Source organism: Ensifer sp. EB106-05-01-XG146, from assembly GCF_058791875.1.
Genome location: NZ_JBYTDX010000002.1, coordinates 583008 through 601227, shown reverse-complemented (window position 1 = coordinate 601227; position 18220 = coordinate 583008). Strand labels below are relative to the sequence as shown.

Here is an 18220-nt window from a genome sequence, read left to right as displayed (position 1 = left end):
TTCGCGATTTCCTGCGCGTCGCATGTAATCTGCCGACGAGCGAACTCGGCACTTACATGGGAATTGCCCAATCGCTCAAGGGGCAAGAGGCCGCACTGCGGAAGGCACGGGTCACATTTCCCGTTCTGAAGGCGCTTGTCGCTGCCGATGCTGACACCCGTCAAGAAATTGTGGAGCGCATGGAGATCGGCGCGAGGATCGACACGAAAGAGATCGCGGCGATCCGCAAGCGCCTTACGGAAGCCAAGCTTACTCCCGAAGCCCTCATGGCGCAGAAGAATGTCAGGCTCGTAGCCGCGGCAGCTCGCAAGCGCAGTGCCGATACGGCCGAAGCCTTCCGAGACAGACTGGCATCCTTTGCGCTCGAACTGAAGAAGATGAACGCGGCCGAGTTGGCCCAGGCCAGCCTGTCCGAGACCGTCCGCCAAGATGCTCTGGGCTTGAGAGCCCAGTTCATGGACATCTTCGGCGCCAAACGCACATCGCTGGACAAAGCGAACCTCAATTCGGCGGCATTTCGCGTTGTTGCTGCCGCCGAAGCATTGAAGCGTATCTGCGAGGGACGGTTTGGTAATCCGGCGCACTACGCTGGCGTGAAGAAATGGCCCGTGTCCGACACGCAAATCATCGATGTGCTGCTGTTGCTGTCTGGTCATTCGGTGCCGCTGCGCGGCTGGGTCCGTGGTCGAAACGCGATCACCGAACTGCCGCCTCATCGCTATCGGCTGAAAGCAATCGAACTGTGCGCGGGCGCCGGAGGCATGTCGATCGGGTTGGAGTGCGCTGGGTTCGAGCACGTGGCACTCTTTGAGTACGATGCGGATGCGGCCGCCACGCTGCGGCAGAACCGTCCTGACTGGAACGTTGTCGAAGCCGACATCCCGAACATCGACTTCAAGCCTAAACGCTAGTTCCCTGTCGAAGCTCCCTAAACCCTAGAGGACCGAAAGTAGCGTGGATTCTGCGCAATTCGGCTTAGTCACCGCCGATCGATGAAGTTCAGATTATAGTCCACGCGCGTCGCTATGGTCCCGCCAGCCCCTCGCTGACAGCCACCGCGACCAGTGCAAAGACATCGTCAGGCCCATCATTTCTGGGGGTAGACAGACCGCGATCTCCACCCCATTTTCCGCGACCGATTGCGACTATGCCCAGGAGATTGTCATGCCCAACCCAAAGACCCCGAACGAAATCGACGTAACCGTCGGGCGTAACGTCAGGCGCATCCGCAACATGATCGGCATGTCCCAGGAAACGTTGGGCGAGAAGCTGGGACTCACGTTCCAACAGGTTCAGAAATACGAAAAGGGCACGAATCGAATTTCGGCCAGCAAGTTGGTCGCCGTGTCGCAGGCGCTGGACTGCAGCATATCCCAGCTTTTCGCAGACGTTGATGCCAGCACAAACACCGTGCCAGTTCCCATTGTGAGTGTCGGGGCACTTAAGCTTGCCAGCCAGTTCGACAAGATCACGTCGCCCGCGCAGCGCGAAGCAGTTGCCAAACTGGTCGCCTCGCTAGCGCGTCAAGATCCGACGCTCTCCTTGCTCGAAGCAGATTGAGCTTTTTCCTCACAAACGCCTTGCACAGGCGCAGGGGGTGCCTGTCGTCGACGCGAAAGCCCCGCCTTTCCTCGAAGAAAACTGAATGGCGGGGCCTATTTGGAAAAAGCCTCGCGCACCTCTTCGATCGTCCGGGCCGGATCCTGCAGATGCGGGAAATGGCCGATTCCTGTGAGAAGCTCGAACTCGGCACCGGTAAGCTCGGCGAACTCCTTGCCCATCTCTGGCTTGATGTAGATGTCGCGTTCGCCCCAGATGATTTTCACCGGCGTTTTCAGCCGTTGAATATTGGCTTCCAGATAATCCTCATCCCGGGTGAATTGAGAGTAGTAAAGGGCGAAGGCGTCGGCGCTGGTTACGCCGTCACGTTCCCAGAATGCCTTCATGTCCTCCTGCACCTTGGCTGACAATTCGTATTGGGCTTCCGGTGCAAGGCCGCGGCGATGCACGTTCTGCAGGATCTCGTCGCTGGTCTTGTTCATGTAAGCGCGCGTCGGCGTCGCCTTCGGCTCCGCCTTGAGGTTCTGCAGGCTCTCGTACATGTACTCTGGCCTGTTGAACGGCGCGAAGTCGCCGACGATGATTTTCCTTGCCACAGTTGGTTCTTCGAGCGCGAGCAGCAGTGCGGGCAGGCCTCCGATATCCGAGGCGTATATCACGAGCTTCGATCGGTCGACTTCCGTCTTCTCGATATAGGCCTTGAGAACCTTGGCGTAGTCCTTCGGCGAATAGGAGAACTGTTCCGCTGAGGGGCGCGAAGACTGGCCGTAGCCGGGCCAGTCGAAGGCATGCACCTCGTAGTCTTTGCCCAATGTTTCCGCGATTGTCTTCCAGACGGTCAGAGTTTCCGGGAAGCCGTGCAGGAAGAGAACCGTGCCTTTTGGGGAGGACGGACCAGCAACCATGTGACGCAGCGTTATGGTCTCATCGATCTTGATAAGATCGATATCGGGCGCGGCTGGAGAGCTGGCTCCGGCATTAGCCGACGCAACCGACATCATCAATACGGAAGAAGATATAAGGAATTCCTTGAGCGATGGTGTAAACATGTACAGCGACCTTTCCAAATGAGAAAACGAAGATCGAGTATCTGGCGGTGCGCTTGCAGCCGCCGTTTTTGAGAGGATCCCTCTCAGTTTCGCTACACGACACGAACGGTGGAAGCTGCACATCTCAAGTGCATCTCAGAATGCTTTCGCTTCCGGCACAACATCAAACCCTGACGCTGCGACTGAGGCGGTTTTCGGATGGAACGTCTGTATTCTGCCAGTGTGCATGGCCCAGTGCTCCGCCGCCATCCCCCTCTTTGCTTTTCGCCCCGAGAGCGTACGCGCAAGGGCACGGTTTCTTGTAAGTGAAGGTTCCAGCGGAATGGCACGCTTATCTTAGATACAAATACGTATCGCGCATGAAACAATCCAGACACATCCAGGGTGTCGACTAGCGACGCTGGCAGGGGAGACGCCGATCGTCAGTCAGTTGGCACCGATCTCGCGATCCCAGCTCTCGGCGGCACTGTTGCACAGCTTCTTTGTTGAAACCCGAAGGAAAAACACAAAATGAAAATCATCCGTAGCATCGTGATCGCGGCGGCCGCAGCTTCAGCAAGTTTGTCGCTGGTCGGCGCTGCCCAGGCACAAGAACTCAAGCGGACGGGTCTTGTCCAAAGCGACATCAGCGTGCCGGGCAAGGAAACGCTGCAGGTACGTGTCGACTTTCCGCCTAAGGCAGCTTCCATCAATCACAGGCATCCCGGCGAGGAGATCGCATACGTGCTCCAAGGCACGCTCGAGTACACGCTCGAGGGCCAAAAGCCGGTGACACTCAAGGCCGGTGAAGCTCTCTTCATTCCGGCAGGAGTGGCGCATATCGCCAAGAACGTCGGCGAGGGTGAGGCCTCGGAGTTGGCAACCTACATCGTCACGAAGGGCACCCCCCTCGCCGAGCCTGTGAAGTGAGTTTCCGCAGGAGCAGAACACTCATGACACAGTCGAATTCTCTCAAACCTCTGTCGAGGCGAGGTTTGCTCTTGGGTGCGGGTGCAATGGCCATCACGCCTGCTGTGCTGCCGATGATCGCAAACGCGACCCCCGTGGGTTCTATGCGATCGGCGAGCGCGGCTGGCAATGGGGTCAGGCCTTTCCGTGCCGAGATACCGCAAGCTGAGTTGGACGATCTTCGGAGCCGCATCATTGCAACTCGATGGCCCAGTGCCGAGACGGTTGCAGATCGAACGCAAGGTTCCCAGCTTGCAAAGATGAAAGAGCTGGCAGACTACTGGGCGCATCGATACGACTGGCGAAAAGCGGAGGAGAAGCTGAACGCTTTCCCGCAATTCGTGACCCAGATTGACGGCGTTGATGTCCATTTCATTCACGTCAAATCAAAACATGCCGATGCGCTCCCCTTGGTAATTACGCATGGGTGGCCAGGATCTGTATTCGAGCTTCTGAATGTCATAGCTCCGCTTACCGATCCCACCTCCCACGGCGGTTCAGCCGCCGACGCGTTTCATTTGGTAATTCCTTCCGTCCCAGGGTTCGGGTTCTCGAGTATACCGACGGAGGGTGGCTGGAACCCGGCGCGGATTGCCACCGCTTGGGACGTGCTGATGACTCGCCTTGGCTATGACAGCTATGTATCCCAAGGCGGAGATTGGGGAGCGATTATCTGCGATGCGCTCGGGCGCATTGCACCCAAGGGTTTGCGCGGAATACACGTAAACCGGGTAGAACGTGGAACCACATTCCCACCAGACGTATCGAAGGCCCTTCGAAACGGCGACCCCGCTCCCGCGCATCTGAATGAGGAGCAGACGGCAGTCTTCAACCAGGCCAGGGACTTTCTCAACAACGGCTTCGGCTATGCCGCAATTATGGGGACCCGACCGCAAACCGTTGGTTATGGGCTTTCCGACTCGCCGATGGGACTCGCCGCTTGGGCATACGACAAGTTCGCGGATTGGGTATTGACGCGAGGAGATCCTGAAGCGTCATTTACGCGGGACGAACTGCTAGACAACATCACATTGTATTGGTTTACCAACACTGGCTCGTCGAGCTCCCGAATTTACTGGGAGAACAACGTTGCCCCGAAACAGACAAAGCCCATAACCGTTCCTGCTAGCGTGACCGTCTTCCCTGGGGAGGTTTACAAGCCACCTGAAGAATGGGCCCGGCGAGCCTACCCCAACCTAATCTACTACAACAAGGTATCTGTCGGGGGACATTTTGCAGCCCTCGAGGAGCCACAGGTGTTCGCTGAAGAGGTTCGGTCAGCGTTTAGGTCGCTCCGCTGAGTTCTGCTGGGGCCGCCTAGACGGGCGGCCCCAGGTACATGAGGATGAGCGAACTTCCCCCGACGATTTCGACTTTCGTATGAGGCGCGTGACCCTGAAAGTTCCTGTATGTTATGCCAATGCGGTTGAACGCCAATCAGAATGCTCCCAGCGTTCACCGACCCAAGCGTGGGAAGTATGTCGCCGTGCAGCACGTTGATCATATTCTGATTGTCGATGACGATCGAGAAATTCGCGACCTCATCGCAACCTACCTCAAGGGAAACGGCTTGCGCGCAACTTCCGTCTCGGATGGTCGTCAGATGCGAAGCTTCCTCGAGACCAACAACGTCGACCTGATCATTCTAGACGTAATGATGCCCGGGGAGGATGGTCTCGCACTCTGCCGTGACTTGCGAAGCGGAAAGCACAAGTCCACGCCTATTTTGATGCTAACCGCTCGCAGCGATGAGATGGACCGCATACTTGGGCTGGAGATGGGTGCGGACGACTACGTCCTTAAGCCTTTTGCCGCGCGCGAACTGCTTGCGCGCATCAAAGCGGTGCTCCGAAGAGCCCGTATGCTCCCCCCCAACTTCCGCGTAGCCGATACAGAACATGCAGTGTCTTTCGGCGAATGGCGTCTCGACACCATCGGACGTAATCTCGTCGACAAGGAAGGAACGGCGGTAGCCCTTAGCGGTGCTGAGTACCGCCTGCTTCGAGTTTTTATTGATCATCCTCAGCGTGTTCTTACACGAGACCAGCTTCTCAACCTAACGCAGGGTCGGGAGGCTGATCTATTCGACCGGTCGATAGACCTTCTAGTTAGCAGAATTCGTCAGCGGCTTCGCGATGATGCCCGCGAACCAATGTACATAAAGACGGTTCGTAGCGAAGGGTATGTTTTCTCGGTTCCAATCATCGTCTCGGAAGTTTAATCGGCCATTCGTCAGGGACGGTTGAAGCCGTCCGAGTGACTGCGTTTCCGGCAGCTTTTGCTTCCGCCGTAACGTTGAGCCTTGGACGTGGCGGATGGGGTTACGATGGGCCTCTGCGACGGCGCCTCGCTCTGCCGCTCGAGTCTCGGTGCCAAGTGCCGACAAATTCCTTGATCAAGGGACCAGCCCGTTTTCGTCCCGCGGCTCCTCCAACCGTTTCTGACGAAAAGTCGTGATAATCCAGCTCGTTCCAACATCCTTATACTTGAAATTCGTAAAAAAGGGCCGCCTCTGTGAGAGGCGGCCAGGATGGGAACGGGGTTTTTCGGGGGAGGAAGACCGAGGGAGCATCAAACCGCCGCTCCATGAAAATAATCATACACGCGTTCCCGATATTTTGAATTATACGATAGTACATATCACGAAATGCGACGTAATTTACTCATATGCTATACCGAAAAGTATAATTATCTGGAGATGCAGTCCATAATAATATACGTTAATTCAACATTTTTTGCGAAACACACATGCCAAATGTAGAACACGACGGAAAAACAAAGCTACCACCAGGACTGTCTTTCTTTGTCGTCATATGGATCTTACTAGCGATATCTGCATATGTATCGGTTGAATTCCAAATTTATCCAAATGACCATCCGAAGATTCATTTGCCCTCGCCGCTAGCCGATGGGACCTCGTTTACTCAGATCGGCTATTCGGATTTCCGTGAAGAAATGATTGGCTACTCGGATTTTCGTGCGGAACGTCGTGTTCAAGCGACCCGTCCACGTTGAGCAAAAGTCCGAACTGCTGCGTCCGGCCTGGCAGGCACCAGTGGGAACAAGAGTCCCGGACGACGACGCCTGTCAAGGCGGACGACTGCAGGCCCACAGAAAATACCCCTCCCGTGGACATCGGAACCCCGGGCGCCGAGCGGCACGTCGGGGTGCGGGCGGCGTTAGCAAATCTTCGCCGCTTTGATTGTCCGATGGACCTCCTGCCATGAACCGAGTTCGGCGGGCACCTTCCCATTCTTCCATAGACGGGAAACACACCCTTCTTCGAAAGCTGGCAGGCCATCCTTCATTTCAGCCAGGCGGGCGATGGCGACCTCTGAACCGAAGGCGAGGTTTCCAATGGTCGAGGAATACCCCACCCAGACCTCGAGCACGTCGATCCCGGCAAGTCGGGCGCGGCGTATCAGCATCTGCACGAACACTTCTCGCCCAGTGGTTCAGCAGCCTGTTGAGGGTGCGGCTCCTGCCGCTCGACCGCAGTCTGCCAAGGCCCTTCTCCAGGACGATCGTGCCGCAGCGATGCTTGCGTGCCATCGAGATGGCGTGGTCGCAGACCGCTGCCAAGGCCTCGCGAACAAGCTCCGATGACGAATCCTTCGGCATGTCGAGCTTCACCAGGGCGTGTTCCAGCAAGGTGCTATCAGCGACCGAAGACGGATCCTTGGAGTTCGCGGCAGCAGCGATGCCGTTCCAGTTGGGATTGAGGTCGATGCCAAGGCAGAGGTCCTTGATTGGCACGACCGGGCGTCGCCGCTGCGGGTGGTGCGGCAGGTCGGCTGGATCGAAGGTGACGCTCACATGTGTGTCGTTGATAGAGAAGCTGACGCTGATGCGGTCCGGTTCCGCCTTGTTCGCGCATATCTCGGCCACCTGCCGCATGAAGATGCTGCGGTTGCCTTTCATGCGTGCAAGGTGGAGAACCGCCGTGCGCGTCACCGTGTTGCCGGAGCGGCCGCTGCTCTCCTTGCGGCCGATCTTGACGACGACCGTCGTGTCGTCGAGCAGATGGACGTTCTGGTTTCCGCCACCTTCTGCCGGTCGCCGAAGCTGACGAGCGGGTGCAGCCTCTTGCGCTGCCATTCGTCCGGCGAGATCAGACCCTTACGTCGACGCTCGAACGCTCGCCGCGAGAGGTCAAAGGATTACTGGTTCCACACGAAAGCCCATCGCTCAGAAGCTTTTTGTCCTCGAATGTTTCCCCGCTGGAGTCGAACAAAGAGCGATACGAACACAATGTATTTCAGACATCCCACGGATACGGGACAAGGCGACTGTTAGCGTCATTGGTTGGGTTGTCCAGCCATGGCGGCCTCTCAAGAGAGCCGCGTCGTCTAACAGAAAGGCAAAAAGTCCATGCGTAAAGTAGCAAAGATCCTTGCGGGCGCTGCAATTGCCACGTCGCTTCTGACCAGTGCGGCTATGGCGGGCAACCCGATCATCGGTGACTATTATGAAGGCGTTGATTCCAATGCTGGGCGCGGGGAGTTGCGCAGTCAGACCCGGATCGACCCCTTCGCAACAGGAAGTGTGAACGCGCGCTCCTCCGCCAAGAAAGCGGCGCCCATCAAGGGCGGCGAAGGCGAATACTACCCTGGAATCCAGCGAAATTAACCAATGGGCTCCTCTCCCCCAGAACGGTCGATCTTTCGGCCGTTCTGGTAGTCCGAACAGACTGCAGCCTTCGAGGCGTTCGTTGAGAGAAAGCGTTCGAACGACACCTCACCGTCTATCGCGAAAAATACCTTGATAATAAGCACCGGGCCGCGGCGGCGGCCGATTAACCCCTCGATGGGGCGGGCTATACTTTTTACTGAGATGCCCGATATTTACTTTCGACTTCGAAGTTCCTTTATAATAATTCGAAGCCTCCGCGTTCGATTGGGCTGTATAACTTAGAGCACTCGCCACCAAAACCACTACAAGTCTTTTTCTTACGTTCCACATCGTTGCCACTCCTGATGACGGCGGGCTGTTTAAGTTAGCGGCCTCTGAGAATGGAACTTGTAAGTTCGATTTTCTATTGTACGATGGTGTACTATCCGCGTTGAACGTCGTTGTCGTCGGGCCGACGAAACTAACCCGGAGCTTATGGAAGAAGATGTTGATGAGACTGCCGCCTCAGTCGCAACGTCCAGGGCTTGACGTTGCGCCGGAAGCAACCGCTTCCGAAAATGCAGTCGGCACGGGCGGCTTCATCCGTTCGGGACGAATAGCCATTGAAACATTGGTCTCGATCCGCGAAAATCCGGCTCACACCGCCAAGATTTTCAGCTAACTCGCGATTACCATTGTCTTTCCGTTCCGCATTAATCAGGTTGATATTCAGTGACCCAGACAGATGCAATCGTATTTATAGTTGACGACGATGTTTCAGTCCGAGAATCTCTAGAGCATCTAATAGCCTCGGCCGGATGGCAGCCGGAGACATTTGCCTCGGCTAATGATTTCTTACTTCGCACACCACCAACTACCCCCAATTGCCTCATTCTGGATGTGAACCTACCGGACCTCAACGGGCTCGAGGTACAGACGCTTGTAGCTTCCAAGCGAAGGGAAATGCCAATAATCTTCATCACTGGGTATGGCGACGTGCCGATGACGGTCAAGGCGATGAAAGCTGGTGCGGTTGAGGTCCTTACGAAGCCGTACAGCGATGAAACGCTGCTTGCTGCTGTAAGCCAGGCGCTCGAACGAAGCATGCAAATCCTAGCGCTCGTCTCAGAATGCCGGGTGTTACAGGATCTCCATGGCCGCCTTAGCAAACGAGAGCAGGAGGTCATGGCGCTCGTAGTTAAGGGCCTGTTGAACAAGCAAATAGGCTACCAACTCGGCATCAGCGAAGTCACTGTAAAGGTTCACCGTGGGCAGGTAATGCGCAAAATGAATGCACGTTCCCTCGCAGAGCTTGTGAAGATCGCGGCGAAGCTTAATCTTGAGGACGTCCAGGGCGCATGAGAACCCGGCAGGCACCCTCAATCAAATAAAGCCTCGAGGTACTGGAGCAACGCATCGATATCTATTGGCTTCCCTAGGAAGCCAACCGCCCCGCCATCTTCAGCGATCGATCTCGATCTATCATCGTCGAATGAACTAATAAAAATGATCGGTTTGTCCCTGGACGTGCGATTCAGCTCGGCCTGTAATTCCAGCCCAGATTTCCCGGGCATCATGATATCAAGCAAAATGCAATTTACTTCGGCATGCTTGCCGCTCAACAAGTACTCCTCCGCAGAAGCAAAGCTCTCTGCAGAGTAACCACAGGACCTAACGAAGTCCACAAGCGCTTCACGCACGGCGATATCGTCGTCAACGATAGCGACCAGCGGTTTCGAAGACACAGGCGCCCCCCTTTACTTACCAACACACCAGCCTACCGCGGGCAACCCATCCGAATGAAGCACGTCGCGCACGCCACCCATTCAAACAAACAGGAACAGGGAGATTATGTTCCTGGCAATTCGGCTATTCGTCACGGACGGTTGAAACCGCCCGCGGCGACCGCATTCTCGGAAGCTTTTGCTTCCGGCGCAACGTCAAGCCCCGGACGTTGCGACTAAGGCGGCATTCAGATGGAACGTCCATCCTCTGCCAATTTGCCATGGCCGGTGCTCCGCCGCCATAGCAGGGGCGAGATCTACGGAACGGCAGAGCGAATTTCGATGCTCTCTCTGATTAAATCGTCGGCCGAATTCCGATCGGCCACAAGTGGCTTTCAACAGCTGTGACGAAAAGCCTTCCTATCTGCCGCCGGGGCCAGTAAAGGCGCGGCCGGGAGACAAATTCCCCGCCGAGTAGGCAACTTCTCGAAGCACCGCAGTCTGATCTTACCTCACGGTTGCCATCCAGGCCAATTATACCCGGGTGTAATTCCCGCACTTCTGACTGGACTAACATGCACCGTCAGGCGCGTATCTTAGAGCGTAAGAATACCCTTTCTCATTGCCAACGCGACAGCGTGCGCTCGGTCGCGCGCAGAAAGCTTGGCGAGGATGCTCTTGACATGACCTTTGACTGTGTCTTCGCTTATCGAAAGACAAAATCCGACCTGGCGGTTTGTATTTCCCTCGGATATGAGTTGCAGGACCTCGCGCTCGCGCAAGGAGAGCTCGTCTTCATCAGCGCGGCTCGTCAACGCCTCGATGATCTCCTTGTCGAGGCGAAACTTGCCTCTTGCCACGTCCCTAATCGTGTCCGCCAGCTCGCGCCTGACGTTGCTCTTCAGGAGGTAGGCCTGCGCCCCACTGGCCATAGCTTTGGCAGCAAGTTGCTCGGTGTCATACGTGGTAAGCACAATGATGCGGGCAAATGGGTGCCGCGCCCTTATGGCGGTGATAGCCTCAATTCCGCTTAACAGAGGCATCTGGAGATCCATCAGCATAATGTCAGGATTAAGCTTTTCATAAATTTCAACTGCTTCCTGGCCGTTGCAGGCCTCTCCAACAAGCTCGATGTCTGTCTGAGACGATAACAGGGCGGCCAGCCCCTCTCTGATTAGAAGATGATCATCGACCGTCACGATCCGGATAGGCTTACTCATACGGACCACCCAGTGTATCTGCTGGTCCCATCCGCGGATGGAGATCTCGAAGCCGCTTGCGCAAAGTGTGGATGGTCCAGGAGTTCCTCTTCAAGGTTACGCTCACACGCGTACCGATGCCCCTTGCGGTTTCAATGGCAATGGTTGCGCCGATTTTACGGGCTCGCTCCTCCATTCCTTTGAGGCCGAAATGGCTTTTCACAGCCCCCCCCCCCCGCTCGAAGCCCTGTCCGTTGTCTTGTACGACCGCGACCGTTCGGCCCGGCGTGATACTCAACCGGCAGTCAATTCTGGTTGCTCCCGAGTGCCTGAACGCGTTCCTAATGGCCTCCTGACAGATGCGATAGAGCTCTAGAAGCTCAACCTCGTCGAGCGTCAAGGGATCGCCTAGCGCCACTACAGCAAATTCCGGGCGGAGACGCTCGCTGATGCTTCTCGCGAGCCTCTCGCCTTCGTCGCGCAGTTCCTTGACGATTTCGACGTTCGGCGGTGCTTCTCTGAGCGCCTGGATAGCATCCCGCCCTTCAGAGATTGCCTGATCGCTTCGGTCTAGGATAGAGTCGAGCAGCGAGATCGCTTGGGCGGGCTTGGATGGCAACAGATGACGCATAGCCTGCATCTGGAAAGAAAGACCCTGGAAGCTTTGCAGCAATGTATCGTGCAGTTCGCGCGCCACGCGGCTTCTTTCACCGACCCTCTCAGCCAGCCGAATGTTGTACTCGTTTCTTAGTTGAGCCGAACGCGCCCGAAAAGCCAGCGCGAAAGCGGAGACGAGGGCAAGCGACGCTAGGACAACGAACCACCAAGAGCGCCACCATGGAGGATGGACGACTATGTTCAGCAAAGCGCCTTCGTCGGTCCACCTCCCTCGCTGCACGGCTGCCTGTACCACCAGTTGATATGCGCCCGCCGGAAGATGAGCGTAATTGATCGTCCTGCCTTCACTCGAAACCGTGTGCCAATCAGCGTCCAACCCGTTCAGCCTGTAGCGATACCTGGTGCTGGGCGGGTCAAGGAAGCTGAGTGCGGCAAACGTCACCCGCAAATCGGAGCTGTGGTCGATGGCAATGGCAGAATTGCCGCGAGGCGTCGGTATTTGCCGACCGCCCGCGGAGATGTCACTGAAGACTACGTTAGGTGCGGGTTTTGCTGAAAGTGGTACCGTGTGTCTGTGAACTGTTGCGCCCGAAAATCCAGCGAAATACATCGACCCGTTGGTAGATCTTGCGCAGGCGTTCCATCCAGTCAGATCTTCGCCGGGCAAGCCATCTTGCGTGGTGAAGTTGCTGAAACTGAGATCTCTTGGATTCAGGCGGGCAACACCCTTATTGGTGCTCATCCACAAATGCCCAGCCTCGTCTTCAAGGATGCAACTGACGACGTTTCCTGGAAGGCCATCTATGTCGAAGAAAGATTCGACCCGATCGTAGGGAGGCTTGATTCTGTTAAGCCCGTTCTGGGTTCCGACCCAAACGACCTGTTCGCTGTCGACAATCACCGAATTGACCGTGTTGTTTGACAACGAGAGCTCATTCATCGGCTCGTTGATGTATGTCTCGAAGTGGCCTGTGGATGTAGAGAACCTGGCCAATCCCTTGGTGCTGCCAAGCCAGAGATGCCCCTCCAGGTCCGAAGCGATTGAGAAGAAGGCGCTGTGCGCTGGGTTTGTTCGAAAGTAGCGCTGAAATTTTGAAGATTTGATATCGAAACGGTTCAGCCCATTCCAGGTGGAGATCCAGAAGGAGGACTCCCCGGCGGGGTAAATGCGCGTGACGATATCACTGCTTATCGACTCGTCATTTCCGGGCTCACTCCGAAATGAAGCAATTTCGCCGGTCTCCCGATCGTATGCCAACAGCCCCGCGCCGAGGGTGCCTATCCAGAGCTTACCATCTCCTCCTTCCAAAAGCGTGAGGATCTCAACGGGCGTATCGCGGCCGAGCGGCGTATGAACTGTCAATGCACGATCGGGGCCCAAACGGTTGAGAGCGCCGCTTGCACCAAACCAGACGTATCCTTCTTGGTCTTCCAGGATCGTATTGACCAGCGACTCGCCCAATTTGTTGGGCAGCTTGGGAAGCGGCCAGAGCCGCTCGAATGGCGCGCGTTCGGAAGGAAACATATTGGGGGCTGCTGAATGTAGCCCGACCCAGATATTGCCCTCCCGATCTTCACGCAGGGCAATGGCACGGTTTGCGGCGAGGCTTCGCTGGTCGCTGGGGTTGTGCAGATAGCGGTCGAACGTGAACGAGCCCCGGTTGAGCTTCAACAACCCCGACCCCATTGTCGCCAGCCAGATGTCGCCCCCAGACGTTTCGATCAGAGAATAAACCCCCGACAAACTCGTTTCTGAAGACGCTTCATCATAGGCCAGGCGCCTCACGACGTTAGTCGTCCGATCGTAGATTGCTAAACCGTTGCCCGCCCCATAGTAGATCCAGAACGTTCCATGAGAGTCCTCATGAAAGCCGAACTCTCGCACCTCTTGGCGAAGCGGTATGCGGCGAGAAACCTTTCCAGTCGCCGGGTCTAGCGCTTCAAGTCCAAAGCCGCTGGCGACCCAGAACACGCCATGACGATCAAATCCGGTGGATTTTATATCGCTCGAGGACAGACCATTGGGATCGAGGGGGTCGTGGCCATACCGCGTCACGTCGCCTGATTCTGGATCAAGTGCAAAGAGCCCTTGGCTCGTGGACAACCAGAGCTTGCCTTCTGCACCCTCGCTAATGTGAATCACAGTGGGAGAACTCGGGTCGATCACATAATGGCGAAACAGCTCCGTCCCGCTGTCAAACGCGTCAAGATACTGGTCGCTGCCGACCCATATTGTTCCCTTCTTGTCCTTAAACAGGGAGTATATGAAGGTCCCGCTGAGACTTCCTGGGTTTGCGCGCTCGTGTCGGAACGTACGAAACGCATACCCATCATATCTGCTGACCCCGTGTTGGGAACCAAACCAGATGTATCCTTCGTCGTCCTGGAGTATCTGAGATACCCGAGTCTGGGACAGACCTTGCGAGACGGAAAGATGCCTGAAAAGGATGTCGTTTTTGTCGTGGACTTTAATTGGTTCCAACGCTTCTTCGACTGCCGCAAGCAGAACATGTTCAGCTTGAGCCTTATTCGCAAAAACAACGAAGAACGCACACAACAGACAAAAGACCGGAAAACAGCGCCTCGTCTTGAACGCAGCTTCCCTTATCACGGCCTAGCTACCTCTCAGCCAACTCCTTCAAAAGGTACTCCAGGCGGTTGATCTGTTCAACAAGCTTCGCGGAGGTGCAACGGGCAGCTTCTATATCTGGCTCGTCGCGTGAGAGCCACCGCAGATTGGAGTGCACTCCGAGTGCGACAACGCTGACAACTATCCGCATTTCGCGAAGCTTAGCTTCCAGGTCTTCCGACCGAAGCTTCTCTCTAGCGCTGAAGTGGTCCTCTCCCAAGTCACCGGGCCCTGCGCATGTCCTCAACGCAATATCAGTCTGCACCTTCATCGGTCACACCTTAGAAATTTGCGTCCACGAATTTTAGACCTGTTTGATCGGCTGTATACACCCGATCGGGGGGTACGCCCGAGTTTTCGAGCTCTTCTGTTGGCAGTATGAACGCGTAAGTGGAAATGGCGTTATGTAGAGCATGAGCGATGCCCGCCCACTTTCCACGGCCTCCTCGTGTGAAATGATCGGCTGGACGTCATCGTCCGGAACGTCTGTTCCCGAGCCCGCGGATGCGCGGGGATACCAACGTACAATAGCTTTAACGACTGGCTAGAGATTAGCATCTGCGGACGGTGATGATCGAGGACAAGCAATGCCATCCAGGAAAAGTCCCTCCGGCGAGGCACGCGCAGCTGCCGCTCACCGATCGAAGGATATCCAAGTTGCGGCCGCTCCACCCGCGCGGGAGTTCGCGCATGGCGAACGTTTCCATCTGCACACGGGCCGTATCGGCGTAACTGGAGGCGCCTTGGCAAGGCGCGGGAACGGATAGAGAGCCAGAAAGCAGCTACATTTCCAAACAAATCTGTTGGAACGGAGAGTGTCGTGACCAGACTGCTCATACTGTACTATTCGTCCTACGGGCATATCGAAACGATGGCGAATGCTGTCGCCGCTGGCGCGATTTCCACCGGTGCCGACGCCGTCGTGAAGCGTGTGCCGGAATTGGTACCACATGAGGTCGCGGCGGCATCTCATTACAAAATGGACCAAAGTGCTCCGATAGCTAAAGTAAGCGAATTAGCACAATACGACGGAATAATTGTGGGATGTGGCACCCGTTTTGGAGCGGTCGCCTCCCAAATGCGCAACTTCTGGGACCAAACCGGTGAACTGTGGGCGACCGCTGCTCTGGTTGGGAAGGTAGGCTCGGTCTTTACGTCGAGCGGTACGCAACACGGCGGACAGGAGTCGACGATTCTAGGGTTTATTCCCACTTTGATGCACCATGGGATGGTGGTCGCCGGATTGCCTTACACGTTTGAAGGTCAATCTGGCGTCGGAGAGGTCAAAGGCGGCTCTCCGTATGGCGCATCGACAATCGCGGGTGACGATGGCGGCAGGCAGCCCTCACTACCTGAGCTCGAAGGTGCGCGTTTCCAAGGCGCTCACGTCGCCCGTATCGCCGGGAAACTACGGAGCACCGGTTAGGCTCCAAGCGCCTCGCGCCGCCTGACACAATACGCAGAAGCGCTGGCTTCCGAAAGTCGGCACGTGCATCGATGCACGCGATCTGACCAAAACGTCAAAAAGAAAGTCCTGAAACAGCCTGTTCGTAGGGGAGAGAATGTCGTGGTCCGACTACTGCTGCTGGCACCGTTTATCGGATTGCTTATCGTCCCGCTGTATAACTTCCAAGAGCCGATGCTTCTCGGTTTTCCTTTTTTCTATTGGTATCAGTTCGCCTGGGTACCCCTCACGTCGCTCTTGACCTACGTCGTCTACAGGAGTGTTCGTGATGACCACTGAAATCGATAGTTCCGCCCTGGCAGTGTTTGTTTTTTTCTTTGTCCTCGTAACAGCCATGGGTTTCTTCGCCTCGCGTTGGCGACGAGCGGAGTCCCTCGACCACCTTGATGAATGGGGCCTCGGCGGCCGGAAGTTCGGAACTTGGATAACATGGTTTCTGGTCGGAGGAGATTTCTATACCGCATACACGGTCATCGCTGTTCCCGCACTGGTGTACGCCGTGGGCGCATATGGCTTCTTCGCACTTCCCTACACAATCATCGTTTATCCGCTGGTCTTCGCAGTAATGCCATTGTTATGGAAGACGGCTAAAGAATGCGGGCACGTCACCGCAGGTGATGTCGTCCGAGGCGCCTACAATTCCCGTGCTCTAGAACTCGCCGTAGCAGTAACGGGCGTAGTTGCGACCATGCCCTATATCGCGTTGCAGCTTATCGGCATGGAAGTCGCGATCAAGGCATTAGGCCTCACAGGTGAAATACCTATCATAACAGCCTTTCTAGTCCTGGCGCTCTACACGTATTCCTCAGGTCTGCGCGCACCAGCGTTGATTGCATTCGTGAAGGATATAATGATCTATGTCGTGGTTTTGGCTGCCGTAATCATCGTTCCATCAAAGCTGGGAGGCTATGGAGCCGTATTCGCCGCGGCAGACAGCGCGTTTCAAGTCAAAGGCGCCGGAGGTATTTTGCTGAATGAAAGTCAGTTCCTCCCCTATGCTTCGCTCGCACTAGGATCCGCGTTGGCCGCATTCATGTACCCACACACATTGACCGGGATATTCGCATCTGCTGGAGTAAACACGATCCGAAAAAATGCCATCCTGTTGCCCGCCTACACGCTTTTATTAGGGTTGCTCGCGTTACTCGGATACATGGGACACGCCGCCGGCCTTCAGATCGAGAGCAACAACGACGTTGTGCCCGCGCTGTTCAAGTATCTGTTTCCAAGCTGGTTCGCTGGCTTTGCGTTTTCAGCAATAGCGATCGGTGCATTGGTGCCCGCCGCTGTGATGAGCATTGGCGCGGCGAACCTCTTCACTCGCAATTTCTGGAAAGTCTGGGTCAATCCCGAGGTTACGCCCGCGGGCGAGGCGAAGGTTGCGAAGGTAACATCGATGCTAGTGAAGGTCGGCGCGCTCCTGGCCATCCTGTTCCTGCCCACTCAATTTGCCCTCGACCTGCAACTGTTGGGAGGGCTATGGATACTGCAAACACTCCCAGCGCTCGTTTTCGGGCTCTACAGCACATGGTTCCGCGCACCGGCACTTCTCGCAGGATGGGCTGCCGGATTCATTGGCGGCACTTTGCTGGTTTGGAGTGACGGCCTGAAACCGCTGCACACCTTTGCTTTCTCCGAAGTTCAGGTGACAATCTACACCGGACTTATAGCGCTGTTCTTGAACGTGGCTACCGCTGTGATCTTGAACCTCGCAATTTCCGCCAACGACACTAGTCGGAGCATTTTGCCCAGCAAAGATTGAATCCTACAAAAGATCAGCCGTCTTCAGAGTTGTGTCGGCGGCCGATCGATCTTTCGTCAGGACACCGCCGGCTTGGGACGGTCCGCGGGCCCGACTCCACTCTCCAGTCGGGAGCTATTGCATCGCGGCCAGACGGCGGCCCTGGTACAGCGTTTTCGATCATTCTCGGTGCTTCTTACAAAACTAACAGGGTCGTATTTTAAGGCGTTGAAACTGCAAAGGAGAATGTTAAATGCGTGCACGATCCATCATTGGCGCAGCCCTCGCGGCCCTTACTCTGGTTACAGTTCCGGCTACAGCACATGAGTTGGAAACCGTAACGCCGACCTTCGACCAGGCAATCCCCAACATTCCCGGTAAATCGGTCCGCGCGGTAGTGGTTGACTATGCACCGGGCGCGGCATCGTTGCCGCACATCCACGCCGAATCTGCCTTCATTTTTGCCTACGTACTCTCTGGCGAAATCGAATCTCAGGTGAACGATGGCCCTAAGAAGACCTACGGCCCCGGAGAGAGCTTTTACGAGACCCCTGGCTCCAGCCACCCTGTAAGTCGCAATGCGAGCACGACGAAGCCCGCCAAGCTTCTCGCTGTCTTCGTCGTCGACACTGACGAGCAGGAGCTGACAACCAACACAAAAGGGAAAGAGTGAACA

18 protein-coding genes are annotated in these 18220 nt (G+C 56.1%); 12 read left to right on the top strand and 6 right to left on the bottom strand.

The window, feature by feature from the left end:
* The first annotated feature begins 56 nt into the window (after positions 1–56).
* Both AC3WVQ_RS22870 and AC3WVQ_RS22865 read left to right on the top strand, forming a co-directional pair.
* The gene (locus AC3WVQ_RS22870) at positions 57–911 is read left to right on the top strand and encodes a DNA cytosine methyltransferase (protein WP_492382995.1); all 855 of its coding nucleotides are present in this window, start codon (positions 57–59) and stop codon (positions 909–911) included.
* A gap of 253 nt (positions 912–1164) precedes the next feature.
* The gene (locus AC3WVQ_RS22865) at positions 1165–1560 is read left to right on the top strand and encodes a helix-turn-helix domain-containing protein (RefSeq protein ID WP_192444714.1); all 396 of its coding nucleotides are present in this window, start codon (positions 1165–1167) and stop codon (positions 1558–1560) included.
* Between the two features lie 95 nt (positions 1561–1655).
* Here AC3WVQ_RS22865 and AC3WVQ_RS22860 read toward each other — a convergent pair whose 3' ends face one another.
* Positions 1656–2561 carry an alpha/beta fold hydrolase gene (locus tag AC3WVQ_RS22860; RefSeq protein ID WP_492383302.1) on the bottom strand — a complete coding sequence of 302 codons (906 nt, stop codon included), beginning with the start codon at positions 2559–2561 and terminating at the stop codon, positions 1656–1658.
* Between the two features lie 558 nt (positions 2562–3119).
* On the opposite strand from AC3WVQ_RS22860, the gene AC3WVQ_RS22855 reads away from it, so the two are divergent.
* From AC3WVQ_RS22855 to AC3WVQ_RS22840, 4 genes are all read left to right on the top strand, one after another.
* On the top strand, positions 3120–3518 hold the full coding sequence (locus tag AC3WVQ_RS22855; protein WP_192444712.1) for a cupin domain-containing protein: 399 nt from the start codon (positions 3120–3122) through the stop codon (positions 3516–3518).
* Positions 3519–3541: 23 nt separating this feature from the next.
* Positions 3542–4858, top strand: a complete 1317-nt coding sequence (locus tag AC3WVQ_RS22850; protein ID WP_192444710.1) for an epoxide hydrolase family protein — start codon at positions 3542–3544, stop codon at positions 4856–4858.
* Positions 4859–5043: 185 nt separating this feature from the next.
* Positions 5044–5778: a response regulator gene (locus AC3WVQ_RS22845; protein WP_192444708.1), complete on the top strand. Its 735-nt coding sequence runs from the start codon at positions 5044–5046 to the stop codon at positions 5776–5778.
* 527 nt (positions 5779–6305) lie between these two features.
* Complete coding sequence (locus tag AC3WVQ_RS22840) at positions 6306–6572, top strand: hypothetical protein (RefSeq protein ID WP_192444706.1); 267 nt, start codon at positions 6306–6308, stop codon at positions 6570–6572.
* 294 nt (positions 6573–6866) lie between these two features.
* Here the strand turns inward: AC3WVQ_RS22840 and AC3WVQ_RS22835 are convergent, their stop codons facing one another.
* Positions 6867–7655 carry a hypothetical protein gene (locus AC3WVQ_RS22835; RefSeq protein WP_192444704.1) on the bottom strand — a complete coding sequence of 263 codons (789 nt, stop codon included), beginning with the start codon at positions 7653–7655 and terminating at the stop codon, positions 6867–6869.
* Between the two features lie 273 nt (positions 7656–7928).
* On the opposite strand from AC3WVQ_RS22835, the gene AC3WVQ_RS22830 reads away from it, so the two are divergent.
* Positions 7929–8186, top strand: a complete 258-nt coding sequence (locus AC3WVQ_RS22830; RefSeq protein WP_192444702.1) for a hypothetical protein — start codon at positions 7929–7931, stop codon at positions 8184–8186.
* 714 nt (positions 8187–8900) lie between these two features.
* Positions 8901–9530 (top strand): response regulator, encoded by a 630-nt coding sequence (locus tag AC3WVQ_RS22825; protein WP_192444700.1) that lies wholly within the window; start codon positions 8901–8903, stop codon positions 9528–9530.
* A gap of 17 nt (positions 9531–9547) precedes the next feature.
* On the opposite strand, the gene AC3WVQ_RS22820 is transcribed toward AC3WVQ_RS22825, so the two are convergent.
* The 4 genes from AC3WVQ_RS22820 to AC3WVQ_RS22805 all read right to left on the bottom strand — a co-directional run bounded on the left by AC3WVQ_RS22820 (position 9548) and on the right by AC3WVQ_RS22805 (position 14609).
* Positions 9548–9913, bottom strand: coding sequence for a response regulator transcription factor (locus tag AC3WVQ_RS22820; protein WP_404528195.1), 366 nt, complete (start codon positions 9911–9913; stop codon positions 9548–9550).
* A 575-nt stretch (positions 9914–10488) separates the two neighbouring features.
* Positions 10489–11112, bottom strand: a complete 624-nt coding sequence (locus tag AC3WVQ_RS22815) for a response regulator (RefSeq protein WP_210339477.1) — start codon at positions 11110–11112, stop codon at positions 10489–10491.
* Complete coding sequence (locus AC3WVQ_RS22810; protein ID WP_492382994.1) at positions 11105–14320, bottom strand: two-component regulator propeller domain-containing protein; 3216 nt, start codon at positions 14318–14320, stop codon at positions 11105–11107. The genes AC3WVQ_RS22815 and AC3WVQ_RS22810 overlap by 8 nt, the downstream gene beginning before the upstream one ends.
* A gap of 7 nt (positions 14321–14327) precedes the next feature.
* Entirely contained in the window at positions 14328–14609 is a 282-nt protein-coding gene (locus tag AC3WVQ_RS22805) for a hypothetical protein (protein WP_192445877.1), read from the bottom strand.
* A 549-nt stretch (positions 14610–15158) separates the two neighbouring features.
* Between AC3WVQ_RS22805 and wrbA the strand changes: the two genes are divergently transcribed.
* From wrbA to AC3WVQ_RS22785, 4 genes are all read left to right on the top strand, one after another.
* Positions 15159–15764, top strand: a complete 606-nt coding sequence (gene wrbA / locus AC3WVQ_RS22800; RefSeq protein ID WP_404528202.1) for an NAD(P)H:quinone oxidoreductase — start codon at positions 15159–15161, stop codon at positions 15762–15764.
* A gap of 141 nt (positions 15765–15905) precedes the next feature.
* The gene (locus AC3WVQ_RS22795; RefSeq protein ID WP_192445879.1) at positions 15906–16082 is read left to right on the top strand and encodes a DUF3311 domain-containing protein; all 177 of its coding nucleotides are present in this window, start codon (positions 15906–15908) and stop codon (positions 16080–16082) included.
* A complete protein-coding gene (gene mctP / locus AC3WVQ_RS22790; RefSeq protein WP_192445880.1) occupies positions 16072–17565 on the top strand; it encodes a monocarboxylate uptake permease MctP in 1494 nt (497 codons plus the stop codon). Before AC3WVQ_RS22795 ends, mctP begins: the two co-directional genes overlap by 11 nt.
* 232 nt (positions 17566–17797) lie before the next feature.
* Positions 17798–18217 carry a cupin domain-containing protein gene (locus tag AC3WVQ_RS22785; protein WP_192445881.1) on the top strand — a complete coding sequence of 140 codons (420 nt, stop codon included), beginning with the start codon at positions 17798–17800 and terminating at the stop codon, positions 18215–18217.
* Positions 18218–18220 lie beyond the last annotated feature (3 nt).

Coding starts and splice junctions, on each gene's coding strand:
- AC3WVQ_RS22870 (WP_492382995.1), top strand. CDS start 57: ATGGGAATTGCCCAATCGCTCAAGGGGCAAGAGGCCGCACTGCGGAAG.
- AC3WVQ_RS22865 (WP_192444714.1), top strand. CDS start 1,165: ATGCCCAACCCAAAGACCCCGAACGAAATCGACGTAACCGTCGGGCGT.
- AC3WVQ_RS22860 (WP_492383302.1), bottom strand. CDS start 2,561: ATGATGTCGGTTGCGTCGGCTAATGCCGGAGCCAGCTCTCCAGCCGCG.
- AC3WVQ_RS22855 (WP_192444712.1), top strand. CDS start 3,120: ATGAAAATCATCCGTAGCATCGTGATCGCGGCGGCCGCAGCTTCAGCA.
- AC3WVQ_RS22850 (WP_192444710.1), top strand. CDS start 3,542: ATGACACAGTCGAATTCTCTCAAACCTCTGTCGAGGCGAGGTTTGCTC.
- AC3WVQ_RS22840 (WP_192444706.1), top strand. CDS start 6,306: ATGCCAAATGTAGAACACGACGGAAAAACAAAGCTACCACCAGGACTG.
- AC3WVQ_RS22835 (WP_192444704.1), bottom strand. CDS start 7,655: ATGGCAGCGCAAGAGGCTGCACCCGCTCGTCAGCTTCGGCGACCGGCA.
- AC3WVQ_RS22830 (WP_192444702.1), top strand. CDS start 7,929: ATGCGTAAAGTAGCAAAGATCCTTGCGGGCGCTGCAATTGCCACGTCG.
- AC3WVQ_RS22815 (WP_210339477.1), bottom strand. CDS start 11,112: ATGAGTAAGCCTATCCGGATCGTGACGGTCGATGATCATCTTCTAATC.
- AC3WVQ_RS22805 (WP_192445877.1), bottom strand. CDS start 14,609: ATGAAGGTGCAGACTGATATTGCGTTGAGGACATGCGCAGGGCCCGGT.
- mctP (WP_192445880.1), top strand. CDS start 16,072: ATGACCACTGAAATCGATAGTTCCGCCCTGGCAGTGTTTGTTTTTTTC.
- AC3WVQ_RS22785 (WP_192445881.1), top strand. CDS start 17,798: ATGCGTGCACGATCCATCATTGGCGCAGCCCTCGCGGCCCTTACTCTG.